This window comes from Nocardioides sp. JQ2195 (genome assembly GCF_012272695.1).
Classification (GTDB): Bacteria; Actinomycetota; Actinomycetes; order Propionibacteriales; family Nocardioidaceae; genus Nocardioides.
Window position 1 is genome coordinate 701,463 of sequence record NZ_CP050902.1, and the last position, 24,696, is coordinate 726,158.

Consider the following 24,696-nt stretch of genomic DNA (forward strand, 5'->3'; position numbering starts at 1 on the left):
TCGCCAACCTCGCAGCCCTAACGTGAGCGGCGTCACAGCGTTCACGCCTGCGAGGAGTCGTCCATGACCAGGATCGAAGTCACCGTCGACGGGGCGAAGGTCTCCGACGAGGTCGAGCCGCGGATGCTGCTGGTGCAGTACCTGCGGGAGAAGCTCGGGAAGACCGGCACCGTGATCGGGTGCGACACCAGCAACTGCGGCGCCTGCACGGTCCACCTCGACGGGCGCAGCGTGAAGTCGTGCAACGTGCTGGCGGTGCAGGCCGACGGTCACGAGGTGACCACCATCGAGGGCCTCGCCCAGGACGGTGAGCTGCACCCGATGCAGGCCGCCTTCCACGAGTGCCACGCCCTGCAGTGCGGTTTCTGCACGCCGGGCATGGTGATGCAGTCGATCGACCTGCTCAACGACAACCCGAAGCCCGACGAGCAACAGATCCGGCAGGGGCTCGAGGGCAACCTGTGCCGGTGCACCGGCTACCACAACATCGTTCGCGCGGTGCAGACCGCTTCCGGGCAGGAGGTCAACAAGTGACCGCCACACAGGATGCTCCCAGCGAGCAGCTCGAGATCGGCAGGGACCGACGGCGCAAGGAGGACCAGCGCCTGATCACCGGCCGCACCCGCTGGACCGACAACATCACCCTCCCGGGCATGCTCCACCTGGCCATGGTGCGCAGCCCGTTCGCCCACGCGAAGATCACCAGCATCGACACGGAGGAGGCCAAGAAGGCCCCCAACGTGGTGACCGTGGTGACCGGCAAGGATCTCGGTGAGGAACAGGGGAGCTTGCCGAACGCCTGGCCGATCACACCCGACCAGGTCGCGCCTGCGCACCCGCCCGTCGCGATCGACCGGGCCACCTTCGCCGGCGAGATCGTGGCCGTCGTGGTGGCCAGGAGTGCCGCCGAGGCGAGGGATGCGGCCGAGCTGGTCGACGTCGACTACGAGGAGCTCCCCGCGGCCCTCGACCTCAAGGAGGCGGCCAACGACACCACCCTCGCGCACCCCGACCTCGGCACCAACAAGTCGGCCAAGTGGGTCTTCGACTCCGGCGACGCTGGCACCGGTGGCAACGTCGACGAGGCCATCCAGAAAGCCAGGGACGGCGACGGCATCGTCATCGAGCGCGAGTTCCGCCAACAGCGGCTGATCCCCGCGTTCATGGAGCCCCGCTCCACGGTGGTCGACCCGACCGGCGAGCAGATCACGATGTGGAGCGCCACCCAGATCCCGCACATCCTGCGGTTCCTGCTGGCCGCGGTGCTCGGTGTCTCCGAGTCGAAGGTGCGCGTGATCGCGCCTGATGTCGGTGGTGGTTTCGGGGGCAAGCTGCAGACCACGCCGGAGGAGTTCATCACGATGGTGATGGCCCGCCGGCTGGGCAAGCCGATCAAGTTCACCGAGACCCGCTCCGAGTCGATGATGGCCGCCCACCACGGCCGCGACCAGTGGCAGAAGCTCACCCTGAGTGCCGAGAAGGACGGCACCGTCACCGGCTTCAAGGTCGAGCTGACGGCCGACCTCGGCTCACACGTCAGCCTGATCGGTGGCGGCGTACCCGTGCTCGGCGCGTTCATGTTCAACGCGATCTACAAGTTCCCGGCGTACCACTTCTCCGTGCAGACGGTGCTGACCAACAAGGCCTGGACCGACGCCTACCGCGGCGCCGGCCGACCGGAGGCGACCTTCGGCATCGAGCGGATGATGACCGAGCTGGCCGCCGAGCTCGGTGTCGACCCGCTCGAGATCCGCGAGAAGAACTGGATCAAGCACGAGGAGTTCCCGTTCACCACCGTGGCCGGCCTCGAATACGACTCCGGCAACTATGAGGCAGCGACCGCGAAGGCCAAGGAGAACTTCGGGTACGACGAACTCCGCGCCGAGCAGCAGCAACGACGCGAGAGCAACGACCCCGTCCAGTTGGGCATCGGTGTCTCCACCTTCACCGAGATGTGCGGTCTCGCTCCGTCACGGGTGCTCGGCAGTCTCGACTACGGCGCCGGTGGCTGGGAGCACGCAACGGTGCGGATGTTGGCCACCGGCAAGGTCGAGGTGATCACCGGTGCGAGTGCTCACGGGCAGGGCCACGAAACGGCCTTCAGCCAGATCGTGGCCGACCGGCTCGGCGTACCCTTCGAAGATGTCGAGGTGCTCCACGGCGACACGATGGTGGCGCCGAAGGGCCTCGACACCTATGGCTCGCGCTCGCTCGTGGTCGGCGGTGAGGCGTTGGTCAGGGCGGCGGACAAGGTGATCGAGAAGGCGAAGCCGATCGCGGCGCACCTGCTCGAGGCCTCGCCCGACGACATCGAGTTCAAGGCCGGCCGCTTCGGTGTCCGCGGCACCGACCAGGGCCTGGCGATGGCCGAGGTGGCGTTGGCGACCTTCGCGGCGCACAACCTGCCCGACGGTGTGGAGCCGAGCCTCGACAGCGACGCGACCTACGACCCGGTGAACTTCAACTATCCGCACGGCACCCACCTGTGTGCGATGGAGGTCGACACCGAGACCGGCGCCGTGAAGATGCGCAAATACACCTGCGTCGACGACATCGGCAACGTGATCAACCCGCTGATCGTGGCCGGTCAGGTGCACGGCGGGCTGGTGCAGGGCATTGCTCAGGCGCTGTGGGAGGAGGCGGTGTACGACGACAACGGCACGCTGGTCTCGGCGTCGTTCGTCGACTATCTGGTGCCGACCGCGGCCGACACGATCAGCTTCGACATCGACCACACGACCACACCGGCGCTGACGAACACACTCGGAACCAAGGGGGTTGGCGAGGCGGGCACGATCGCGTCGACGCCGGCGGTGGTCAATGCCGTCGTCGACGCGATCCGCAAGTTCGGTGTCAACGACGTACGCATGCCCTGCACGCCCGAACGGGTGTGGAAGGCGATCCACCACAGTGGCGGCGGCGAGCCGACCACGGAGGCAGCCAAGCCCCACTTCGATCCGGCCTCGGGTGACGAGGGCACGGCAGACCGCACGGACGGAGCAAGTGAATGATTCCCGCACAGTTCGACTACCTGGCGCCCACCACGGTGGAGGAGGCCCTGGCGGCCCTGGCCGAGCACGGTGACGACGCGAAGATCATCGCTGGCGGTCAGAGCCTGCTGCCGGTGCTGCGGATGCGGCTCAACGCACCCGAGCTCGTCATCGACCTGGGGCGCATCGAGTCGTTGCGCGGCGTCAGCGAGGACGGCGACGCCCTGGTGATCGGGGCGATGACCACGCACACCGACGTCGGCAACGACCCGCTCGTGGCCGAGCACGCGACGCTGGTAGCCAAGGCGATCGAGCACCTCGCCGATGCCCAGGTCCGCCACCGCGGCACGTTCGGTGGGGCGCTGGCCCACGCCGACCCGGCCGGCGACCTCGGTGCGCCGGCACTGGCCCTCGACGCGGAGTTCGTGATCACCGGGAGCGGGGGAGAGCGCCGGGTCTCGGCGGCCGACTTCTTCGAGGACTTCATGACCACCGCGATCGCCGAGGACGAGATCCTCACCTCGGTGCGCATCCCGAAGCACACCGGCTGGGGCGCCCACTACGAGAAGTTCGTGCGGGTGGCCCACCAGTGGCCGATCGTCGCGGTCGCAGCGACCGTGAAGACCGACGGCGGCACCATCTCCGAGGCCCGCGTCGGCCTGACCAACATGGGCTCGATCCCGTTGCGGGCGACCGCCGTGGAGCAGGCGCTGGTCGGCCAACCCGCCACCGACGAGGCCGTACGCCGGGCAGCGGCGGCCGCCGCCGAGGGCACCAACCCGCCCTCCGACCTCAACGGCGACGCCGACTACCGCAAGCACCTGGCGACCGTGCTGACCCGACGAGCCGTGCTCGCTGCTGCGGGGGCGTGAGGTCGGTGGACCTGACGCACGAGTTCACCGTTCCCGCGACCAAGGCCGAGACCTGGGCTGCGCTCAACGACCTCGAGTCGGTGGCCGGGTGCTTCCCGGGTGCCACGGTGTCGTCCGTCGAGGGCGACACGTTCACCGGGTCGTGCAAGGTCAAGCTCGGCCCGATCGCGCTGGTCTACAACGGCTCCGGCTCCTTCACCGAGAAGGACGAGGCCGCCGGCATCATGAAGATCGAGGCCAAGGGCAAGGACAAGCGCGGCAACGGCACCGCCGGCGCCGACGTGGTCGCCACGATCACCGAGACCAGCCCGACCGAGACCAGCGTCAAGGTGGTCACCGACCTGAGCATCACCGGCAAGCCGGCGCAGTTCGGCCGCGGTGTCATCCAGGACATCAGCGACAAGCTGCTCGGCCAGTTCGTGGAGTGCCTCAAGACCAAGGTCGGGGGAGAGCCCGAAGCTGCCTCGGAACCCGAGGACGCCGAGGCCACTCCGGCCTCGGTGCCGACGGGTGCGGCGGCAGTGTCCGGACCGGATGGTGACCCGGATGCCGGACCCTCGTCCGCACCGCCGGCCAGTGCCCCATCAGGCAGTGCCCCACCGGCCAGTGCCCCATCAGGCAGTGCCCCATCAGGCAGTGCCTCGCCACCACCCGGTCAGGACGACGCCCTCGACCTGGGTGCGACGGTGGTGCCGATCCTGCTGAAGACCTACGGCAAGCAGCTGGCCGCGGCACTGGGCGTCCTCGCGCTGATCGTGTGGATCGCCCGCCGCCGCTGACTTCCCGCCCCGCCCGCGGAGGTCGCCTCGTCGCAGCGAGGGATCAACTGTTCGACCATCTCGCCGGTCCACCTTCACGCGCGATTTGCAGTCACCTGGTGACAGTGGATCGCGCGCATCGTCGTCCCGAGTCGGAGTGAACGCCGACCCCGATCTCAGAAGACGTTGAGCGGACGGAACTGCACCGAGATGCGCGGGCCCGATCGGGCCGTCTTCGGGACACAGTGCTCCCAGGTGCGTTGGCAGGAGCCGCCCATCACCAGCAGGTCGCCGTGGCCCATGGTGAACGAGATCGACTCCCCGCCACCCCGTGGACTGCTCGTGTGGCGCCCTTGCCGCTCGGTCGCCGTCTCACGGTCGCGGGTCGGCTTCCGGCCCGCAGCGGCCTCACGCCGCGGACGCAGGGCCAGGCGACGCGGGTCGCCGAACGAGACGATCGCGACCATGGTGTCCTCGTGACGGCCGCGACCGATGGTGTCGCCGTGCCATGCCACCGAGTCGCGCCCGTCGCGGTAGTAGCAGCAGCCGGCGCTGACGAACGGCTCCTCCAACTCCGGCAGGTAGTGGTTGCTGAGGGCCTCGCGGGCCTCGACCAGAGTCGGGTGCGGCAGGGCCTCGCCCGCGGCGTACGTGTGGAGGAGCCGTGGCACGTCGACCACCTGGTCCCACATCTCGCGGCGCTCCGCACGCCACGGCACGTCGGCGACCAGGCGGGCGAAGACCTCGTCGGCGCCGGTGATCCAGTTGGGGCGTACGTCGACCCAAGCTGCCCGGCCGCCGGGTGTGGCCAGCGGCGTACGCCGAGTGGGCGCGAGCGAGCCGACCTCGGGCGCGGGGGCGACGTCGAAGAGGTTGGCCTGGAACTCGACGCTCATGGAGCCGACGATAACAGATTGATCGAACAACCGTTCGAACAGTTCTCGGGGTGTCAGGGGTGTCCCGGAACCAACCCTGAACTCCGCACAGATCCATGTTCGGCTGTCGGCGCGATCCTCTAGGTTGGTGCCCATGACCACCGACGCCGCGCCCGCGGCACGCGTTGCGAACCTCACCAAGACCTACGGCACCGGACAAGCGACCGTGCGTGCCCTCGACGACGTCACGCTCGAGATCGGTGCGGGGGAGTTCACCGCGGTGATGGGGCCCAGCGGGTCGGGCAAGTCGACGCTGATGCACTGTTGTGCGGCCCTGGACACGGCAGACGGCGGCACCGTGCACATCGGGGAGCACGAGCTCACCGACATGAACGACAAGCAGCTCACCCGGCTGCGACGCGACGAGATCGGCTTCGTCTTCCAGTCCTTCAACCTGGTGCCGACGCTGACCGCCGACGAGAACATCAAGCTGCCGATGGCGATCGCCGGCCGCAAGCCCGACCAGGAGTGGTACGACACGGTGATCTCCACCGTCGACCTCGGCAGCCGGCTCAAGCACAAGCCCAGCGAGCTCTCCGGTGGTCAGCAGCAACGCGTGGCGGTGGCCCGCGCCCTGGCCAGCCGGCCGAGCATCGTGTTCGCCGACGAGCCCACCGGCAACCTGGACTCCAGGTCCGGCGCCGAGGTGCTCACCCTCCTGCGCGACAGCGTGGACCAGCACGGCCAGACCATCGTGATGGTCACCCACGACCCCGTCGCCGCGGCGTACACCGACCGGGTGGTCTTCCTCGCCGACGGTCGCATCGTCGACGAGCTGCGCCACCCCGACCGCGAGGCGATCCTCGACAAGATGGCTGACCTCACCGCGCGCGAGCTCGGGGTCTGAGCGCCGATGCTCAAGGTCACCTGGCGCAACCTCCTGGCCCGCAAGGTCAGGTTGATGCTCTCCGGCTTCGCCATCGTGCTGGGCGTCGCGTTCGTCGCCGGCACGATGATCTTCACCGATGCCATGGGCGGTGCGTTCGACGACATCATCGAGGGATCGACCGCCGACGTCGAGATCGGCTTCGCCGGGGCCGGTGACTTCGACTCGGCCCAGGACAACCGCACGATGCCGGCCAGCGTGGTCGACGACCTCGAGGCACTGCCCGAGGTCGAGTCGGTGCACCCGCAGAACGCCCTGCAGTCGATCTACATCATCGGTGAGAACGGCAAGGTCGTCGGCGGCAACGGGCCACCCGGCCTCGCCTTCAACCCGACCACCGCCACCTCCCTGACCGGCAAGCCGATCCTGGTCACGGCTGAGGGAGAGCTGCCCGACGGGCCCAACGAGGTGGCGATCGACGTCGACGCCGCCGAGAAGGCCGGCTACGAGGTCGGTGACACCGTCACCCTCGCCACCAGCGGCACGCCGCCGACGATGAAGGTCAAGCTGACCGGTCTCGTCGAGTTCGGCTCGGGTGGGCTCAACGGCGCCACCCTCACGGTCTTCGACACGAAGTTCCTGCAGGACACGTTCTTCGGTGGCAAGGACGTCTACACCTCGATCTCCCTCAACGCAGCCGATGGTGTCTCCCAGGAGGAGCTCGCCGCGGCCGCTCAGGAGGTGTTGCCGAAGGACGTCGTGGCCCGCACCGGCGACGAGTCCGTGAAGAAGAACAAGGCCAGCCTCGACGAGATCATGGGCTTCCTCAAGACCTTCCTGCTCGTCTTCGCGGGTGTCGCCCTGGTGGTCGGCATCTTCCTGATCATCAACACCTTCTCGATCCTGGTCGCCCAGCGCAGCCGCGAGCTCGCCCTGCTCCGCGCCCTCGGCGCGTCCCGCGGCCAGGTCAACCGGTCGGTGATCACCGAGGCGCTGGTGGTCGGCCTGGTCGGCTCGACCGTCGGCCTCGGGCTGGGCTACCTGCTCGCGCTCCTCCTCAGGTTCCTCTTCGGCCGCTTCGGGCTCGATCTCGGGGGAGCCGAGTTCCCGGTCAGCGGTTGGACCATCTTCTGGTCCTACGCGGTCGGTCTGGTCGTCACCACGATCGCGGCGGTGCTCCCCGCCGTACGCGCTTCGCGGATCCCGCCGATGGCCGCCCTGCGCGACGACGTCGCCCTGCCCGAGGCGACCCTGCGCAAGCGGATGATCGCCGGCGCCGTGCTCGTCGTGCTCGGCGCGGGCGGCATGATCGGCGGCCTCGCCGGATCCGGCACCACCGGCCTGGTCCTGATCGGCGCGGGCATCCTGTTCATCCTGATCGGGGTGGCGCTGATGAGTGCGCTGCTCGGTCGGCCCCTCCTGAGCCTCTTCGCCGTGGCCTACCGCCGGATCTTCGGAAGTGTCGGCAACCTCGCCGCGCAGAACACCCTGCGCAACCCGCGGCGAACCGGTGCCACCGCCAGTGCGCTGATGATCGGGCTGGCCCTCATGTCGATGATGTCGATCTTCGGCTCGTCGGCCTCAGCCTCGACCGACGCGACCATCGGCAAGTCGCTGACCTCGCAGTTCATCGTCTCCAACGCGGTCGGCCAGCCCTTCTCTCCCGACGTGGCCCGCCAGATCCGCAAGCTGCCGACCGTGGCGGGCGTCGCGGCCCTGCGCCAGGCATTCCCGAAGGTCGACGGGAAGGTGGTCTACGCCGTTGCGGTGAAGGCCGAGGACCTGAGGTTCGCCTTCCGCGTGCCCGTTGCGTCCGGGAGCCTCGACGACCTCCAGCCCGGCACCGTGGCGATCTCCGCGAACCAGGCCGAGAACCTGGGGCTCGACATCGGTGACCCTGTCACCCTCGAGTTCCAGGCCGGCGAGGTCACGCTGAAGGTGGTCGCCACCTTCCTCGACGGCGGCGTCGTTCCCGGCAACTACATGGTCACGCCCGACACCTTCGTCAAGGGCGGGATGGTGCCGCTCGACTCGATGGTCTTCGTGACCAAGAAGGACGACGCCGAGACCGCGGACCTGGAGGCCGGAATCGAGCGCATCACCGAGGACCTGCCCACCGTCACCGTCAAGGACCCGGAGGGGTTCGCCGACGAGCAGAAGACCCAGATCAACCAGTTCCTCTACATGATCTACGGCCTGCTCGGGCTGTCGGTGATCATCGCGATCCTGGGGGTGGTCAACACGCTGAGCCTGTCGGTGATCGAGCGCACCCGCGAGGTCGGCCTGCTCCGGGCCGTCGGGCTCAGTCGGCGTCAGCTGCGCACCATGATCCGACTCGAGTCGGTGGTGGTCGCGGTCTTCGGGGCGCTGCTCGGCATGGTGATGGGTGTGGTCTTCGGCTCGACCCTGGTCTGGGCCCTGGAGGACCAAGGGCTCACCGAGCTCTCGATCCCCTGGGGGATGCTGGCGATCTTCGTGCTGGCCTCGGCGGTGCTGGGCGTGCTCGCCGCGGTCTTCCCGGCTCGGCGTGCGGCGCGCCTCGACGTGCTCAAGGCCATCGCAACCGAATAGCCAGCATGTCTAGCCCACTCGGGCCATCTTTGGCGCAATCCGGGGATGAGCGGGGGGTGCGGCTGCCTACACTCCGGACGTGAATCCGGTCATCCCGGCGAGACGGGCAACGCAGCTCAAGCACGTCGCGGTGCGCGAATACGTCCGCGACGTGATCACCGGGCTGCCCGTCGGAGCTCCCGCTCCCTCGGAACGTGAGCTCGTGCAGCGCTTCGGCGTGGCCAGGATGACGGTGCGCCAAGCCATCGAGGCACTGGTCGCCGAAGGCCTGCTGGAGCGGATGCCCGGCAAGGGCACGTTCGTGATGCGGCCGCCGACGCGCGTCGGAGAGCTGCGCAGCTTCACTGACGAGATGCACGACCGTGGTCTGCTCCCGGAGTCGCAGACGTTGGTGCTGCGCCAGGAGAAGGCCGGGCCGGGAGTGGCGCGTGCCCTGCGGATCACCGAGGGCGACTCGGTCATCCACTGGCAGCGGCTGCGTCGTGCCGACGGGGAGACCATGTGCCTGGAGAACGCCTACCTCTCCGAGGTGCTGCTGCCCGGCTTCCTCGAGACCGCGATGCCCACCAGCCTCTACGCCGACCTGGACGAGCGCGGCCTGCGTCCCACCTGGGCCGAGGACTCGGTGCGCGCCGACCTGGCCTCTGCGCAGGAGGCGGCCGTGCTGTCGATCGAGCCCGGATCGCCGGTGATGCGCATCGAGCGTCGCGCACTGCGCGACGACAAGGTCATCGAGGTCTCCCGCTCGACCTATCGAGCCGACCGGTTCACGCTCTGGGTGCAGTTCTCCCACGGCTGACCTGCCTTCCCCCTTCCCGCGAGCAACGCGTGGTCCTCTCGCTCAACACGCGCTGTGACACGCGTTTTCGTCAGCACCGCCGCACGAGTGCGGGCGTCTAGGCTGCCCCCATGAGCGTTCTCCTCGAAGTCGCGATCCGCAGCGAGCGTGACGTCCCCGGAGCCGAGGAGGGCGGCGCTGACCGGATGTTCCTCACCGGGAACGAGGGGCTCTCGCCCGACCTGGCCGCGACCTCCGCGGTGTTGCGTGTCGCGCAGGTCCCGGTGCGCGTCATGCTCCGGCTCAACGACTCGTTCACCACAAACGGCGGCGAGTTCACCCGCCTGGTCGGACTGGCCGAGGAGTACGTCGCACTCGGTGCGCAGGGTGTGGCCTTCGGATTCCTCGACGCCGACCTCGAGGTCGACGTCGCGACGTGTCGCGAGCTCGCCGGCAGGCTGCCCGGTGTGCCGTGGACGTTCCACCACGCCATCGACTCCTGTCTCGACAGTCGCCGCGCCTGGCGGGACCTGCTCAAGCTCCCGGGACTCGACGCCGTACACGCTTCGGGGTCGCCGCGCGGGCTGGGCGTCGGCTACGACGACCTGCTGGCCACCGCGCAGGGCGACGAACGTGCGGCAGCCCTGATGCTGCCCGGCACCGACCTGCTGCCGGAGCAGGTGCCGTGGCTGGCGCGGGCCGGCATCGGCCAGTTCCACGTCGGCGTGCAGGCTCGTCCCGGTGCGTCCTACAAGGCGTACGTCGACTCCGGCCACGTCCGCTCCTGGCGGCTGCTGCTCGATTCCTGACGGGCACGTTCTGCCGCGGACCGAGACGTCAGGGACTGTTTCCCGCGGAGGATCGAGACGTCAGGGGCTGTCGGGGGTGGAGGAGAGGTCGTCGGCGTCGACGATGCGGTAGGCATAGCCCTGCTCGGCGAGGAACCGCTGCCGGTTCTGCGCGAAGTCGGCATCGACGGTGTCGCGGGAGACGATCGTGTAGAAGTGCGCCGACTTGCCCTCCGACTTCGGCCGCAGCAGCCGGCCCAGCCGCTGGGCCTCCTCCTGGCGCGAGCCGAACGAGCCGGAGACCTGGATCGCCACCTCGGCCGAGGGCAGGTCGATGGAGAAGTTCGCCACCTTCGAGACCACCAGCAGGTCGATCTCCCCGGAGCGGAAGGCGTCGAAGAGGCGTTGCCGCTCGCGCACCGTCGTCTCGCCCTTGATCACCGGGGCATCGAGCGCGGCGGCCAGCTCGTCGAGCTGGTCGATGTACTGCCCGATCACCAACGTGGGTTGGCCGGAGTGCTGCTCGACCAGCTGTCGGACGACGTCGATCTTGTGGTGCGTGCAGGCGGCGAGGCGATAGCGCTCCTCGGGCTCCGCGACGGCGTACGCCATGCGCTCCGCAGACGGCAGCGTCACCCGCACCTCGACACAGTCGGCCGGCGCGATGTAGCCCTGAGACTCGATGTCCTTCCACGGCGCATCGAAGCGCTTCGGGCCGATCAGGGAGAACACGTCACCCTCGCGGCCGTCCTCACGCACCAGCGTCGCGGTCAGCCCCAGTCGACGACGAGCCTGCAGGTCGGCGGTCATCCGGAAGATCGGCGCCGGCAACAGGTGCACCTCGTCATAGACGATCAGCCCCCAGTCGCGCGCGTCGAGAAGCTCGAGGTGGGGATAGGCGCCCTTCCGCTTCAGCGTGAGCACCTGATAGGTCGCGATGGTGACCGGCCGGATCTCCTTGACGGCGCCGGAGTACTCGCCGATCTCGTCCTCGGTCAGCGTCGTGCGCCGGACCAGTTCGTCCTTCCACTGCCGCGCGGAGACGGTGTTGGTGACCAGGATCAGCGTGGTTGCCCGGGCATGGCCCATCGCGGCCGCGCCGACGATGGTCTTGCCCGCGCCACAGGGGAGCACGACGACCCCGGAGCCACCGTGCCAGAAGGACTCGGCTGCCTCGGCCTGATAGGGGCGCAGGCCCCAACCCTCCTCGCGCAGCGCGATCGGATGGGCCTCGCCGTCGACATACCCGGCGAAGTCCTCGGCCGGCCAGCCGAGCTTGAGCAGGGCCTGCTTGAGGTTGCCGCGTTCGGAGCCGTGCACGACCACGCTGTCGCCGTCCTCGACGGAATCGCTGGTGCCGATCCGCTCGCCGATCATGCCCTTGATCTTCTTGGCGCGGAGCACCTCCTCGAGCACCGGGCGGTCGTTGGAGGAGAGCACCAGCCCGTGCACCGGGTGCTTCTCGAGCCGCAGCCGGCCGAAGCGCGACATGGTCTCGGCGATGTCGACCAGCAGGGCGTGGGGCACCGGGTAGCGGGAGTACTTCAACAACGTGTCGACGACCTGCTCGGCGTCATGACCGGCGGCCCGCGCGTTCCAGAGGCCCAACGGGGTCAGCCGATAGGTGTGCACGTGCTCGGGAGAGCGCTCGAGCTCGGCGAACGGCGCGATCGCGCGCCGGCAGTCGGGCGCGTCCTCGTGGTCGATCTCCAACAGCAGTGTCTTGTCGGACTGGACGATCAGGGGACCGTTCACAGGGCGCGACTCTCGCGGGCAGTCGGGGCATCGGCCGGCTCCACCGGCGTGGACACCGCGGCGATCCTCTTGCGCGCCCGGTAGGCCGCGACGTTGGCACGCGAGGAGCACCGGTCGGAGCAGTAGCGTCGCGACTGGTTGGGCGAGGTGTCCACGTAGACGTTGGTGCACGGCGAGGCGGCACACACGCCGAGCCGGCTGGGGCCGAGGTCGCACACCAGCGTGGCCAGGCCCAGGAGTGCCTCGGAGACCAGCAGCTCGGAGACGGATGCGGCACGGTTGGCGACGTGGAGGTGCAGGTTGCCCAAGTCGTGCGTGGAGATCATCGGGGTGACCGGGTGCCGGTCGAGCAGCTCGTTGAGGCCGTCGACGACCACCTGCACGTCGTCGTCGCCGGAGGCCACGAACACCGGCCGCAGGTCGGCCGCGAAGTGGCGCAGGTGGGCGACGTCCTTCTCGGTGGTCTGGCGCTGCAGCCAGGCCCGGCTCTCGAGGAACGCATTGAGGTCGTCGAGATCGGCGAGGTCCGCGTTGAGCAGACTCGCCGCCGACTCGGCGTACCTGATGAAATCCACGGCCCCAGTCTACGGGCCGGTCCAGCGACGCCCGACCGTGGAGGACGTCCCGCAGCAGGTGCGTGGCATCCTCCATCGACCGCACGGATCGCGTTCGACCCTGCGGATCAGCCCTTGACGTGTCGCACGGCCTGGATCCGGTGGATCGCGAAGGTGCGCTGGTCGTCGCTGCGCTGGTCGAAGGCCGTGAGCTGGCCACCCTCGACCCGGATCGGTTGGACGACGCGTTCGGTCGAGGTGCCGTGGTTGTCGAGATAGCCGATCCACACGTTGGTGCCGGCCTCGATCGCGGCTCGGAGCAGGGCCAAGGAGTCGGCCGGCGTGGTGGCGGTCTGGTCCTCGGGGCGCAGGTCGCGGGCCCGGTCCCCGGCCCGGATCGCCGACACCGCGTGGCCGACCTGGGCCACCTCGCGGGCCGCGTCGCGCCCGGTGGAGCGTTGCTTCGGCGTGCGTGCCCGGCGTACGTCGGGGCGCGCGACGTGGACGGTGCCGTCGTCGGCCTCGACGACGGGAGCCGCACCCAGCTCACGCAGTCGTGGGAGCAGCACGTCGATCGGAGTGGTGCTGATCAACACCGTCGGCGCGATCCGGCGCAGGCCCAGCGCCGAGGCGCCCCGAGCCCGCAGCAGGGCCTCCAGCTCGGCCTCGTCGTCGGTGCGGATGAACGCCTCGGCATAGCCCACCCGCAGGGATCCGAAGGTGCGGGCCGTGTCGTCGACCAGGTAGGCCAGCGGTTGCGGGATGTCGGTGCGCGACACCGAGGAGAGGAACTCGTGGATGTCGTGGGCACCCCAGCCCGCGTCGAGGGCGCGGCGGACGGAGGTCGATGAGAAGCGGTAGACGGTGGCGCCGCCCCGTGACTCGACGTCGGCCACGAGCTGGAGCTTCGCCGCGAGAGTGCTCTCGAGGGGGCCGGGGGCGATCGCGGTCAGGTCCCCCTGGACCAGGATGTGGTCGAGCGGCTCCGGCAGCAACGGAGCCAGCGCCTTCGCTGCCGCGGCGTGGTCGCCGTCGACGAGAAGGCGACCGAAGTCGGAGAGCGCACCCAGCCCGGTGACCCCGAGCAGCGCAGCCTCCTCGGTCGACCAGGCCACGAGTCGAGCCAGGCTCGACGGACGACGGGGCCGCAGCCACTGGACCCGCGCGACCAGCGATGCGACCCCGGTGCCGGTGGCGAGCACGGTGCCGGCGGGGAGGTCGGCCAGCTGGGCGAGCGTCAGTGCACGCGTGTCGACCAGGTGGGGATCGACCAGGCCGGGAGCCAGTGCGTTCAGCGACTTGCCCGTCGAGTCCTTCGCGCCGACGAGTGAGACGAGTCGGGCAGAGGCCGACCAGGCCTTGGCGAGCTCGGTCCACCGCTGGGCGAACGAGGCGCGACACCACGCGTCGTACGCATCGGTGGGAAGCCAGCTGTCGGTCAGCTCCCCGGGCGAGCCCGAGGCCAGCAGCCCCGCGGAGGCGGCGAGCTCCACGAGGAAGGCGGCCGTGCGGTCGTCGACGTGGAGCAGCAGCGCGGTGGCCCTGAGGTCACGCACCGCCAGCCCCCCGGTGCGCAGGACCGCTGGTGGGTGGGTGCCCCAGTGGTCGAGCAACAGCTCCACGCGGCGTACGACGTCGAACGCGGCTCCGGCTGCGGCTCGGGAGCACACCTGTGGGTCGCGCTCGCTGGTCAGCAGGTCCGGCAGGGCCGTGGACGGCCCGGCACCGTCCTCGTTGCGGGGCAGCAGCTCGGCCACGACGCTCAGCGGCCGCAGCCCCGTCGAGGACTCCCAGACCAGTGCCAGGTCGAGGAGTCGGCGTGCGGGAGGGGAATCGATTTCGGCTGGCAGGTTTTCATCGCCGACGACGAGGGCATGAAGGAACCACAGCTCGGCATGGGTGAGTCGGTCGAGGGCACGCAGGACCGATGCCCGAGTGGCCGCCCGCGAGGCAAGTTGAGACGAATCCTGAGGAGCGGGAGTGGCCAGATCTGGACGGGCGCGCAACAGCTGCGCGAGGCGATTCTCGGGCCACGCGCGCAACTGGTCCGCCAGCGAGCGGAAGACAGGGTTTCCGGCCATCCCGTCCACGCTACTAGTGTCAGGTCGCGGAACGAGCATGGTGGGCAACCAGTGAGGAGTGGCGTAGGCGTGGTTCATCTCCATTGCGGCGCTGCCAGCGACGTCGGCCGGGTCCGCGAGATCAACGAGGACTCCCACTTCGCGTCCTCCCCGGTCTTCGTGGTCGCCGACGGCATGGGTGGACACCAGTCCGGCGAGATCGCCAGTGCGATCGCCGTCGAGGAGTTCGCCCGGCTGGCCCACGACGGCTATGACTCCACGAAGGCGACCGAGGTCGTCTCCGCCACCCTGATGGAGTGCCAGCGCAGGATCCAGGCCTACGGCGAGCAGCACCGCTCCGAGGGAGACGGCGAGTGGTACGCCGGCACGACAGTGGCGGCGGCGTTGCTGTGCGAGGACGAGGAGGGGGCCAAGTGGTTGCTGGCGAACCTCGGCGACTCACGCATCTACAAGCTCCACAACGACCGCCTCGACCAGGTCAGCGTGGACCACTCCCTCGTCCAGGAGCTGCTCGATGCCGGCGAGATCAACGCCGCTGAAGCGGCGGTGCACCCGGAGCGCCACGTGATCACCCGCGCCCTGGGTGGCCCCGTCTTCCGCGCACCGGACTTCTTCGTCCTGCCGCTGACCTCTGCCGAGCGCGTCGTGCTGTGCTCCGACGGGGTGAGCGGGATGATCGACGACACCGAGATCCACCGCATCGTCAGCACCACCGATGATCCCCGCGACGCAGCGCAGGCACTGGTCGCCGCAGCGGTCGCTGCGGGCGGCGAGGACAACGCGACTGCGGTTGTGGTCGATGTGGTGGGATTGACCGAAAGCGCGATGCTCGATGCGTCGCGGACCGAGCCCGTGAGCCTGGAAGAGAAGTTGGGAGCCCTCCCATGACTGAGAACGCGCAGAACGCGATCCGCAGCTACCGCCCGGGCGGTTGGTACGCGATCTTCGGTGAGCACGCCAGCGTGCTGTTGCCGGAGAGCGAGAAGCCCCGCGTCGCGGCACTGTGGGAGCTGGTCGACTCCGAGGCCGGCTTCGACGAGCTGCTCGATGCCCTGATCGCCACGGGTCTGCGCAGCCTCCCCGGGTTCGTGCTGGTCAGCACCGCCGAGGAGCCGACTCGCATCGTGCTGCGTGGCTCGGCCCGGGCCGAGGTCACCCTCGGCAACGGCGAGCGGGCCAGTGTCGACGGTGGCGCCGCCGCGACGTGGGTCGAGAAGGCACTGTCCGACGTGGCGAGCCTGCAGCTGGTGCTCGAGGACGACGGCGAGGCCGTGGACTTCGGCATCCGAGGAGGGCTGGTCCGCGCCTCACGGGTCGACCAGCCGCCGTACGCCGAGCGCTCCGGCGATGCCTCCGAAGGTGCTGCCGCTGATGCTCCAGCCGCGGTGTCCAGCGATGCCGGTGCCGTGCCCGTCGCCGACGACGAGCGCCAGCCGGAGTCACCTGCTGGGTCTGACGAGTCTCCCGTCGAGCCCGCCGAGTCGTCCGCCGCGGGGCGCGACACCGCCGGTGAGGACTCCGCGCCGGTCGGTGGGGCGTACGCCGCTCCCGTGGTCGGCGCCTTCTCCGTCGGAGCGGTCGGCGGCGCGCACGCAGCCGAGCAGCGCGAGGATGAGCAGTCGTCGAACGTCGAGCAGTCGTCGGACGTGGAACCCGCGTCGTACGCCGAGCCGGCGGCGTACGCCGAGCCGGAGGCGGAGCCGGTGCACGCCGAGCCGGCGTCGTACGCCGAGCCGGAGGCCGAGTCGGCGTCGTACGCCGACGAGCAGGAGGCTGAGTCGGTGCACGCCGCTGAGGGAACCGAGGGTGCTGCGTTCGTCGATGAGCAGCCGACCGAGGCACACGCCTTCCCGTTCTTCAACGACCCAGAGCCCGACGCGGCGCAGGTCGAGCCCGAGGCCGACGCACAGCACGGCGCCGAGGGGACACCTGGCGCTCCGGGCGGCCAGGGGGCAGCACCGTCCGAACCGATCTGGGGCCAAGCGCCGCAGGGCAACGTCTACACGCCTCCGGAAGCGCCGTCGAACCCGTTCGCGGGCGCGGAATCCGCCGAGCCCCCGATGTGGACGCCCCCCGAGCAGCAGCAGGCACCGCAGTGGGGTGCGCCGGCCGATACTCCGGCATGGGGCGAGCAGCCCGACCAGGGCAACATCGACCACGACGGACACACGCAGGCCGGCAACTTCAACTCCGGTGAGTTCGCCCGCCAGCACCCCGGGATCCCCGGCCAGCCGCAGGCGCCGAGCGTGACCGCACAGCCGGTGGCCAAGCTGGTCTTCTCCAACGGCGAGACCGTCGACGTCGACCGGGCCGTCCTGGTCGGACGGGCGCCCGAGGCCCGCCGGTTCACCTCGACGGACCAGCCGCGACTGGTGACCGTGACCAGCCCCAACCAGGAGATCTCCTCGACTCACCTCGAGGTTCGTCCGGGCTCGGGGGTCGATCACGGCAGCGCCATCGTGACCGACATGGGATCGACCAACGGCACCGTGCTGACCCAGCCGGGTTTCGCTCCCGAGGACCTCCAGCCGGGAATCGCCGTGCAGCTGCTGCCGGGATCCGTCATCGACCTGGGTGACGGTGTGACCATCCAGGTCACCAGCGTCTGAGGCGCCTCGCGATCACCATGGCCATCACCTCCGAGACCGCCCTGGTCGCCGAGCCCGAACGCCGGTTCCGGGCCTTTGCGGTCGACCGCGCGATCGCGTGGACGTTGTTCGCGGCCGCTGCGGTCGCAGGGTGGTGGTGGTTCTTCCGCGAGGACGAGGTCTGGCCCGGGATCGCGATCATCGTCGCCACTGTCGTGGTGGTGAGCCTGGCGTTCGTCGTGGTGCTGGGCATCAAGGGCACCAGCCCCGGCAGGTCGATGATCGGCCTGCGGGTGGTCGGCGTCGACGGCGGTGAGCCCATCGGGATCCCACGTGCCCTGGTCCGTAGCCTCATCCTGGGCGTGGGCTCGCTCCCGATGTTCGGGCTCGGGTTGGCCACGTTGGCCTGGACGGCGGTCGAGGACCGGACCCGCGAGCGCCGCGGTTGGCACGACCACGTCGCCCGATCGGTGGTGCTCGACGTGCGTCCGCGTCCGGTGGCGGAGGTCGAGGCCGACGAACGGCCGCGCCATGTCGTGAACCTGACTGCGATGAAGCTGATGCCGGTGCGCCAGCAGAGTGCGCCCGTCGTCCCGGCGCCCGAGCCTGCCCCCACCCCGTCGCCCTCAGGTCAGCCTGACGGCCGGCCCGTCGGCGAGTCGATGAAGCCGCCCAGCGGGTTCGAGACCCCCGAGGCCAGGCGTCGCAGGATCGATGCCCCGTGGCACACAGATGCGTCCGCGACCGGTTCTGCGCCTGGTCCGCAACCGTCGACTGCTCCCAGCGCGGACCGGCCGGCTGGGCCTGCGCAACCCGGGCAACCCGGGCAGTCCGGGCAGTCCGGGCAGTCCGTGCCGTGGAAGTCGCAGCAGCCCAGTTCGCAGCAGTCGGGGCCGCAACAGCCCAGTTCGCAGCAGTCGGGGCCGCAGCAGCCCGGGCCCCAGCAGCCCGGCCCCCAGCAGCCCGGACCGCAGCAGCCCGGCCCCCAGCAACCCGCCGCTTCCGGTTCTCTCCAGGGCCAGCAGGGAAGTCCGAGCTCGCCCGGCCAACCGCCCCCTCACCCGGGGGCACAGCAAGCATCGCCGCCGCCACCCCGGCACGACGGGAGCGGTGTGATCGGCGCTGTCCCCGGTCGGCACGCTGGGCCGCCGCCCCGGTCCAGTGGCTCGAGCACCCGGGCAACCACGGGCCAGCCGACTGGCCAGCCAGCGGGTCAGCCAGCGGGTCAGCGCAGGGCGCAGCCCTCGCGTCCGCCGATCACCTGGCGAGTCACCTTCGACACGGGGGAGTCCTTCGTGGTGGAGGGCCTGGGCCTGGTCGGACGCCAGCCCTCCGGTCGACCGGGGGAGCCGGTGCGCCACGTCGTGCCGCTGCGCTCCGACGACATGTCGATCTCCAAGACCCACGCGCAGTTCCACATCGCCTCCGACGGGGCTCTGGTCGTCATCGACCGCGGCTCCACGAATGGATCGCTGTTGCTCCGCAAGGGAGTGTCGCGGGAGCTGTCGGCGGGTCGACCGACCACGCTGGTCGACGGTGACCGGGTGTGCTTCGGTGATCGCCAGATGACGGTCACCAGGGAAGGTTCATGAAGCAGATGCGCAAGGAGATGTGTTCATGGCGGTGATCCAGGCCCGGGGGCTCGGAAAGGCCTACAAAGGCAAGAATGCCGTGTCCAACCTGTCGTTCGACGTGCGCCCGGGGACCGTCACCGGCTTCCTGGGTCCCAACGGCTCGGGCAAGTCGACCACCATGCGGCTGATGCTCGGCCTCGACTCCGGGGTCGGCACCTGCACCTTCGACGGTCGGCCGTTCGCGGCCTACGACAACCCCATGCAACACGTGGGGGCGTTGCTCGAGGCGAAGCCGTTCCACCCGACTCGCACGGCACGCAACCACCTGCGGATGATCGCGGCCCCGAACGCGATCCCCGACCACCGGGTCGACACGGTCCTCGACATCGTCGGTCTCTCCGACGTGGCCGGCAAGGAACCTGGCACCTTCTCCCTCGGCATGGGCCAGCGACTCGGCCTCGCTGCGGCGCTGCTCGGCAACCCCCACACCCTGATCCTCGACGAGCCGGCCAACGGCCTCGACCCGCAAGGGATCCGCTGGATGCGCGACCTGCTCAAGGCGCAGGCATCCGAAGGACGTGCGGTCTTCGTCTCCAGCCACCTGCTCAGCGAGATGGCCCTGATGGCCGACGAGCTGGTGGTGATCGGGCGCGGGCGCATGATCGCCAACGGTCCCGTCGAGGAGTTCACCAAGCAGAGCCGCGCCAACCACGTGAAGGTGCGCAGCCCCGAAGCCACCAGGCTGGCCTCGATGATCGGCCAGCGACTGGCCGGTCACGGATCGGTGAAGGCTGTCGGCCCCAGCGAGCTCACCGTCATCGGGCTCAGCGCCGACGACATCGGTGACATGGCCTTCGAGAGTCAGATCCGGTTGCACGAGCTGTCGACCATCCAGGCCTCCCTCGAAGATGCGTTCCTCGAGCTCACGGGTGGTTCCGAGGAGTTCCAGGCCCACGCGCCGATGCCGTCGCAGCCGCCGTACCCCGGCCAGCCGCAGCCGCAGCCGCAGCCGCCGTACCCCGGCCAGCCGCAGCCGCAGCCGCAGCCGCCGTACCCCGGCCAGGGGCAGCCGCAGCCGCCGTACGCCGGCCAGGGGCAGCCCCACCCTCCCCAGCAGGGCGTCCCGTGGGGAACCCCCGGGCAACCGACACCGCAGACACCGCAGAACCCCGAGGACAACGCAGGAGGCCGGGCATGACCGCCGCGTTCAAGTACGAGTGGAGGCGACTGACGTCGTTGGCCTCCACCTGGTGGATCACCGGCACCTCGGTGGGCGTGAGCGTCGGCTTCACCCTGCTGGTCTGCATGTTCATCCGGTTCAACCTGCCCGGAGAGCTCAAGGGCGACGTCTCGAAGGACGACTCACGGTTCTTCCTCGAGGCCGGAATGACGCAGTTCTCCAACGTCGATCCGTTCTACTACCTGGTCGCCTTCGCGATCGCCATCCTGGGCGTCCTGTCCTGGGGCCACGAGTACCGCCACGGAATGATCCGCGCGACGCTGACCGCCGTGCCCAACCGGACGGCGGTCTGGGCCGCGAAGTTCGTCACGATCGGGGCGTGGGTCGCGGCAGTGGTGGTGATCAGCTGCGTGGTGTCGCTGATGGTGACGATGCTCTTCTTCGGATCGCTCGACTTCGACTACGACTGGGGGGAGCTGTTCCTCTCGGTCTTCCAGCGCATCGTGTTCTCGGTGCTGTTGACCTGGTTGGTGATGGCCGTGACCGAGCTGATCCGTCACCAGACCTTTGCGCTGGTGCTGCTCTATCTCTGGCCGCTGGGCGTGGAGAGCCTGCTGCGCCTGTTCTTCCTGATCTTCGGCCAGTTCAACCAGGGCATCAACGACGCGGCCCGGTTCATGCCGTTCAACGCCGGCAGCCGGATCATCCAGGACTTCTCGTTGATCAACGGCTATGAGTCCGTGGACGGCGTCTTCGACTCGCCGTTGAGCGCCCTGGGCGGGGCCATCATCTTCGGTGGCATCACGGCGTTGGTGATGGCCGGGTCGCTCTTCAGCTTCAGGACCCGCGACGCCTGACCCGCGAGCCCCGGGCTGAGACCAACGGATTGGTCGGTTCCCGGACTCGGACCCGACCAGGTTGTTGGTCCCAGTGGGTGCGGGGACGGCGCACGCTCGGTCAGCGGGTCAGGACCACAGGGATGCGCACGCGCGTGCCGTTGGCGCCGCGCCAGGTCACCCACCCGCTGTCGGGCTCTGCTCCGGTGCCCGCCCGGGTGGCCCGGATCCGGAAGCTGCGGGTCTCACCGGGGGCGATCTTGATCGCGGCCGGCCGCACCGAGACCTGGTGCCGGTCGAAGCCGGAGGCGCCGGAGGAGTAGTACATCGGTCGGTGCCCGACATTGGTGACGCGCCGGGTGACCACGGTGCCGCGTGCGGGGACGCGCCGCTGGACCGAGGGCAGGTTGAGCCGGGAGTAGTCGCTGCGGTTCTTGAGGGCGCGGCGGTAGGCCGTGGGGGACAGGTCGTAGACGAGCCCGGGAGCGACGCCGGTGCGAGCCTTCACGATGCCGGCTCCCTGCTTGAGCGCACCGGGCTGGCCAGCGGCGGAGCGTGCGCTCGTCATCAGGGCTGAACGCACTCGGTTCGCGCTCCAGCCCGGGTGGGCCGAGCGTAGGCGAGCAGCCAGCCCGCTGACCTTGGCGGCAGCCCCGGAGGTGCCGCTGAGGAGGGCCCATCCGCTGCCGTCCGCGGCCGGCGTGGATGCGGCGAGCAGCCCGAAGCCCGGCGCTGCGAGGTCTGGCTTGGCCACGTCGGCGCGGGGCGAGCCGGTGGCCGACCACGGCATCACCCGCGCCGGCCCTGCCGCCCCGGGCGTGTGCACCAGGCGGCCTTCGAGACGAGGAGTGGCGCGCACCGCACGACGCAGACGGGTACCTTCGGCAGCCTTCACGTGGAGGGTCGGCACGGCGTGGAAGTCGGTGCTGAGCTCCTCGCCGACGGCGTTGACCAGGACCATCCCGACACCGTCGGCCAGGTCGACCGCCGACGACTTGTCGACGCGAGCGATTCTGCCGCGGGCGCACACCACGATGGCGTCACTGGCCCGGGCCGCGTCGAGGGAACCGGGGATGCACAACCGTGCCTCGGAGCGGCGGTGGCCGGGAGCCGGGATGGTGCCGCCCAGCACGACGCGGGCCGCCCTCGGCAGCTCCTGCGCGGTCAGGATGCCCGGGATCGGGGCCTGCCCCGGCAGGCTCAGCGCTCCGGTGCGGTCAGGACCGGAGCTGGCGGCGACCGTGGTCACCCACGGCTGCTGGTAGCCCGTCCGGCCACTCGAGTTGCCCGCCGCCGTGGTCACGACGATGTCGCGCTCAGCGGCGCCGAGCAGGGCAAGGTCCAGGGTGTCGGTGCCGGGGCTGGAGGCCACCGAGAGGTTGAGGACGTCGACCCGGTCCGCCACTGCCCTGTCCACCGCGCTGACCAGGTCGGCGGTCGCGCAGCCGTCGTCCTCGGGGTCGGGCGCCGACCAGCACGCCTTGTAGACGGCCAGGCGGGCGTCGGGTGCTGCACCGGAGAACGTGCCGAGCCGGTCTCCGGACGCGAGCGCGGTGACGTCGCTGTTGCCCGCGGCGACCGAGGCGACCTGGGTGCCGTGCCCGGAGTCGTCACGGGGAGAGAGTGAGGCGCCGGAGCGCAGGTTGGACGCGCCGAAGCCCTCGACGAACCAGCTCGCCGCCACGATCTTGTCGTTGCAGGCATCGTCGGACCAGCCCTGGGCAGGCTCGCAGCTGCCGGAGAACGTCGCGGGGAGCCGGCCCAGGGTGGTGCTCACACCGAGGGCCGGGGTGCCGGGGGAGACGCCGGTGTCGATCACGCCGATCACGGTGCCCTTCCCGCCCGTGCCCGTCGTGGGCGACGCGACTCGTGCGGCGGCCGGGGCAGTGTGGCCGGCGACCCGGCGCAGGGAGTTGTGCTCGACCCGCACCACGTCGGAGATCGAGCGTGCCTGGCTCGCCTGCTCCGCGGTGAGCTCGGCGGCGAAGCCGTTCAGCGCGGCGGTCCAGCGATAGGTCGGCTCATCGACTCCGAGACGCGCCAGCGTGGCGTCCTGCTCGGCCACCAAGGTCGTGCGATAGTCAGGAGCGCTCAGGTCGCCGCGGTAGCCCGCGGTGCCCGGGCCTGACAGGGTGACGAGATAGAGACCGGTGGTCTCGTCGGCATGCGCCGTCGGGGTGGATGCCAAGGGTGTGAGCGCAGCGAGGAGCGTCACGCCACCAAGGGCGCAGCCCACGAGCACGCGTCGCATCACGAGTCCCACCAGTCGCACGGGTTGCCGAAGTCACCATGGTGGCAGCCATCGGAACCGGATTCAATTCTTTCTGCACAGGCCTCGGACCCGCAGGTCCCACGCCCTGCTCGGTCGTCGCCGGTCGTTGCCTAGGCTGTCACACATGGATCCGTTCGTGGTGGGTTTTGACCTGGACATGACCCTCATCGACACCGTCCCGGGCTTCTCGGCCACGCTCGTCGCCCTCGGTTTGGAGCTCGACGTCGACTTCCCGGTCGAGACGCTGACCGCCAGGCTCGGGCCGCCTCTCGGGTCGATGCTCGAGGAGTACCTGTCCGCGGACCGCATCCCGGCCGCGGTCGACCGGTTCCGCGAGCTCTACCCGGGCTCGGCGATCACCCCGGTCACCGCGTTCCCGGGCACCCACGAGGCGCTGGCCGCCGTACGCCGCCTTGGCGGTCGAAGCATCGTGGTCACCGGCAAGTTCACCCCCAACGCCCAGCTGCACGTCGACCACCTGGGCCTGGAGATCGACCACCTGGAGGGCATGGTCTGGGGCGTCGGGAAGGCCGCGATCCTCAAGGAGATGGGTGCGTCGGTCTATGTGGGAGACCACGTCCATGACGTCGAGGGCGCGTTGGCGGCGGGTGTCACGAGCGTCTCGGTGCTGAGCGGAGGATGCAGCCGCGACGAGCTCGAGGCGGCCGGGACCCACGTCGTTCTCGACGACCTGGGCCAGTTCCCCGAGTGGTTGGAGTCGCACCGATCCCCTCGGGACGGCACCGGGACAAATACTCGGTCCCACGGCGCAACACCGATGGCCTAGGCTTTGCTGCCGCGGCCAACGTGGCCCGGTGCAGGCAGCATCAGACAGCACACCCAGGAAGGGGCATCCAGTGCCCAGTGGCAAGGTGAAGTGGTACGACGGCGAGAAGGGCTTCGGCTTCCTGTCACAGGAGGACGGACCCGATGTCTACGTGCGCGCCGAAGCCCTCCCCGAGGGTGTCACGGTCCTGAAGGCCGGCACGAAGGTCGAGTTCGGCATCGCGCAGGGACGCAAGGGCGACCAGGCCCTGCAGGTGCGGGTCCTCGATGCACCGGCGTCGGTGTCGCGCAACAAGTCGAAGGCGCAGCGCAAGAAGCCGGAGGAGATGGTCACGATCGTCGAAGACCTGATCCGTCTCCTCGACGATGTCGGCGAGGGCTACCGCCGGGGCCACCACCCGGATGCCAGGACGGCTCGTCCGACCGCCAAGCTGCTGCGCGCCCTGGCCTCGGAGCTCGAGCTCTGAGCTTCCCCCTGGCGCTCGCCGCCGGCGATCCCGGGAGGGTCCTCTTTGCTGATCGACCCGGTCGGGGGCGAGCTGCCGACCGGTG

20 protein-coding genes are annotated in these 24,696 nt (G+C 69.9%); 15 read left to right on the forward strand and 5 right to left on the reverse strand.

The features are described 5' to 3' along the window. Positions 1-63: 63 nt before the first annotated feature. Genes ncot_RS03285 through ncot_RS03300 form a run of 4 tightly spaced genes read left to right on the forward strand, consistent with a single transcriptional unit; the run spans position 64 to position 4,641 of the window. A complete protein-coding gene (locus ncot_RS03285; RefSeq protein WP_168616321.1) occupies positions 64-534 on the forward strand; it encodes a (2Fe-2S)-binding protein in 471 nt (156 codons plus the stop codon). Then, positions 531-3,011 (forward strand): xanthine dehydrogenase family protein molybdopterin-binding subunit, encoded by a 2,481-nt coding sequence (locus ncot_RS03290; protein ID WP_168616322.1) that lies wholly within the window; start codon positions 531-533, stop codon positions 3,009-3,011. Before ncot_RS03285 ends, ncot_RS03290 begins: the two co-directional genes overlap by 4 nt. Further along, positions 3,008-3,862 carry a xanthine dehydrogenase family protein subunit M gene (locus ncot_RS03295; protein WP_168616323.1) on the forward strand — a complete coding sequence of 285 codons (855 nt, stop codon included), beginning with the start codon at positions 3,008-3,010 and terminating at the stop codon, positions 3,860-3,862. Before ncot_RS03290 ends, ncot_RS03295 begins: the two co-directional genes overlap by 4 nt. Positions 3,863-3,867: 5 nt before the next feature. Next, a complete protein-coding gene (locus tag ncot_RS03300) occupies positions 3,868-4,641 on the forward strand; it encodes an SRPBCC family protein (protein ID WP_168616324.1) in 774 nt (257 codons plus the stop codon). 155 nt (positions 4,642-4,796) lie between these two features. On the opposite strand, the gene ncot_RS03305 is transcribed toward ncot_RS03300, so the two are convergent. Next, positions 4,797-5,516, reverse strand: a complete 720-nt coding sequence (locus tag ncot_RS03305; protein ID WP_168616325.1) for an alpha-ketoglutarate-dependent dioxygenase AlkB — start codon at positions 5,514-5,516, stop codon at positions 4,797-4,799. A 133-nt stretch (positions 5,517-5,649) separates the two neighbouring features. On the opposite strand from ncot_RS03305, the gene ncot_RS03310 reads away from it, so the two are divergent. The 4 genes from ncot_RS03310 (at position 5,650) to ncot_RS03325 (ending at position 10,539) form a co-directional block, all read left to right on the forward strand. Next, positions 5,650-6,402 carry an ABC transporter ATP-binding protein gene (locus tag ncot_RS03310; RefSeq protein ID WP_168616326.1) on the forward strand — a complete coding sequence of 251 codons (753 nt, stop codon included), beginning with the start codon at positions 5,650-5,652 and terminating at the stop codon, positions 6,400-6,402. A gap of 6 nt (positions 6,403-6,408) precedes the next feature. Further along, positions 6,409-8,952 (forward strand): FtsX-like permease family protein, encoded by a 2,544-nt coding sequence (locus ncot_RS03315; RefSeq protein WP_168616327.1) that lies wholly within the window; start codon positions 6,409-6,411, stop codon positions 8,950-8,952. Between the two features lie 79 nt (positions 8,953-9,031). Continuing rightward, positions 9,032-9,751: a GntR family transcriptional regulator gene (locus ncot_RS03320; protein ID WP_240938040.1), complete on the forward strand. Its 720-nt coding sequence runs from the start codon at positions 9,032-9,034 to the stop codon at positions 9,749-9,751. 110 nt (positions 9,752-9,861) lie between these two features. Then, positions 9,862-10,539 carry a copper homeostasis protein CutC gene (locus ncot_RS03325; protein ID WP_168616328.1) on the forward strand — a complete coding sequence of 226 codons (678 nt, stop codon included), beginning with the start codon at positions 9,862-9,864 and terminating at the stop codon, positions 10,537-10,539. A gap of 60 nt (positions 10,540-10,599) precedes the next feature. Here ncot_RS03325 and ncot_RS03330 read toward each other — a convergent pair whose 3' ends face one another. The 3 genes from ncot_RS03330 to ncot_RS03340 all read right to left on the reverse strand — a co-directional run bounded on the left by ncot_RS03330 (position 10,600) and on the right by ncot_RS03340 (position 14,908). Beyond that, the gene (locus ncot_RS03330) at positions 10,600-12,273 is read right to left on the reverse strand and encodes a DNA repair helicase XPB (protein ID WP_168616329.1); all 1,674 of its coding nucleotides are present in this window, start codon (positions 12,271-12,273) and stop codon (positions 10,600-10,602) included. Continuing rightward, complete coding sequence (locus ncot_RS03335; RefSeq protein WP_168616330.1) at positions 12,270-12,848, reverse strand: CGNR zinc finger domain-containing protein; 579 nt, start codon at positions 12,846-12,848, stop codon at positions 12,270-12,272. The genes ncot_RS03330 and ncot_RS03335 overlap by 4 nt, the downstream gene beginning before the upstream one ends. A 107-nt stretch (positions 12,849-12,955) precedes the next feature. Beyond that, complete coding sequence (locus ncot_RS03340; RefSeq protein WP_168616331.1) at positions 12,956-14,908, reverse strand: helicase C-terminal domain-containing protein; 1,953 nt, start codon at positions 14,906-14,908, stop codon at positions 12,956-12,958. Between the two features lie 69 nt (positions 14,909-14,977). Here ncot_RS03340 and ncot_RS03345 point away from each other — a divergent pair, with 69 nt between their 5' ends. From ncot_RS03345 to ncot_RS03365, 5 genes are read left to right on the forward strand one after another with little or no spacing between them, the layout of a single operon-like run. Beyond that, complete coding sequence (locus ncot_RS03345; protein WP_168616332.1) at positions 14,978-15,796, forward strand: protein phosphatase 2C domain-containing protein; 819 nt, start codon at positions 14,978-14,980, stop codon at positions 15,794-15,796. Then, positions 15,793-17,517, forward strand: coding sequence for an FHA domain-containing protein (locus ncot_RS03350; protein WP_168616333.1), 1,725 nt, complete (start codon positions 15,793-15,795; stop codon positions 17,515-17,517). Before ncot_RS03345 ends, ncot_RS03350 begins: the two co-directional genes overlap by 4 nt. Positions 17,518-17,534: 17 nt before the next feature. Next, a complete protein-coding gene (locus ncot_RS03355; RefSeq protein WP_168616334.1) occupies positions 17,535-19,088 on the forward strand; it encodes an RDD family protein in 1,554 nt (517 codons plus the stop codon). 25 nt (positions 19,089-19,113) lie between these two features. Next, a complete protein-coding gene (locus ncot_RS03360; RefSeq protein ID WP_168616335.1) occupies positions 19,114-20,268 on the forward strand; it encodes an ATP-binding cassette domain-containing protein in 1,155 nt (384 codons plus the stop codon). Continuing rightward, positions 20,265-21,107 carry an ABC transporter permease gene (locus tag ncot_RS03365; protein ID WP_168616336.1) on the forward strand — a complete coding sequence of 281 codons (843 nt, stop codon included), beginning with the start codon at positions 20,265-20,267 and terminating at the stop codon, positions 21,105-21,107. Before ncot_RS03360 ends, ncot_RS03365 begins: the two co-directional genes overlap by 4 nt. Before the next feature lie 100 nt (positions 21,108-21,207). Here the strand turns inward: ncot_RS03365 and ncot_RS03370 are convergent, their stop codons facing one another. Next, positions 21,208-23,274, reverse strand: coding sequence for a S8 family serine peptidase (locus ncot_RS03370; protein ID WP_168616337.1), 2,067 nt, complete (start codon positions 23,272-23,274; stop codon positions 21,208-21,210). A gap of 208 nt (positions 23,275-23,482) precedes the next feature. Here ncot_RS03370 and ncot_RS03375 point away from each other — a divergent pair, with 208 nt between their 5' ends. Beyond that, positions 23,483-24,145 (forward strand): HAD family hydrolase, encoded by a 663-nt coding sequence (locus ncot_RS03375; RefSeq protein WP_168616338.1) that lies wholly within the window; start codon positions 23,483-23,485, stop codon positions 24,143-24,145. 70 nt (positions 24,146-24,215) lie between these two features. Beyond that, positions 24,216-24,611: a cold-shock protein gene (locus tag ncot_RS03380; RefSeq protein ID WP_168616339.1), complete on the forward strand. Its 396-nt coding sequence runs from the start codon at positions 24,216-24,218 to the stop codon at positions 24,609-24,611. Positions 24,612-24,696 lie beyond the last annotated feature (85 nt).

What these genes read in the sequence shown, in the direction of transcription:
- ncot_RS03365 (WP_168616336.1), top strand. Translation starts at nt 20,265, where the DNA reads ATGACCGCCGCGTTCAAGTACGAGTGGAGGCGACTGACGTCGTTGGCC.
- ncot_RS03325 (WP_168616328.1), top strand. Translation starts at nt 9,862, where the DNA reads ATGAGCGTTCTCCTCGAAGTCGCGATCCGCAGCGAGCGTGACGTCCCC.
- ncot_RS03375 (WP_168616338.1), top strand. Translation starts at nt 23,483, where the DNA reads ATGGATCCGTTCGTGGTGGGTTTTGACCTGGACATGACCCTCATCGAC.
- ncot_RS03305 (WP_168616325.1), bottom strand. Translation starts at nt 5,516, where the DNA reads ATGAGCGTCGAGTTCCAGGCCAACCTCTTCGACGTCGCCCCCGCGCCC.
- ncot_RS03295 (WP_168616323.1), top strand. Translation starts at nt 3,008, where the DNA reads ATGATTCCCGCACAGTTCGACTACCTGGCGCCCACCACGGTGGAGGAG.
- ncot_RS03285 (WP_168616321.1), top strand. Translation starts at nt 64, where the DNA reads ATGACCAGGATCGAAGTCACCGTCGACGGGGCGAAGGTCTCCGACGAG.
- ncot_RS03355 (WP_168616334.1), top strand. Translation starts at nt 17,535, where the DNA reads ATGGCCATCACCTCCGAGACCGCCCTGGTCGCCGAGCCCGAACGCCGG.
- ncot_RS03315 (WP_168616327.1), top strand. Translation starts at nt 6,409, where the DNA reads ATGCTCAAGGTCACCTGGCGCAACCTCCTGGCCCGCAAGGTCAGGTTG.
- ncot_RS03350 (WP_168616333.1), top strand. Translation starts at nt 15,793, where the DNA reads ATGACTGAGAACGCGCAGAACGCGATCCGCAGCTACCGCCCGGGCGGT.
- ncot_RS03340 (WP_168616331.1), bottom strand. Translation starts at nt 14,908, where the DNA reads ATGGCCGGAAACCCTGTCTTCCGCTCGCTGGCGGACCAGTTGCGCGCG.
- ncot_RS03310 (WP_168616326.1), top strand. Translation starts at nt 5,650, where the DNA reads ATGACCACCGACGCCGCGCCCGCGGCACGCGTTGCGAACCTCACCAAG.
- ncot_RS03360 (WP_168616335.1), top strand. Translation starts at nt 19,114, where the DNA reads ATGGCGGTGATCCAGGCCCGGGGGCTCGGAAAGGCCTACAAAGGCAAG.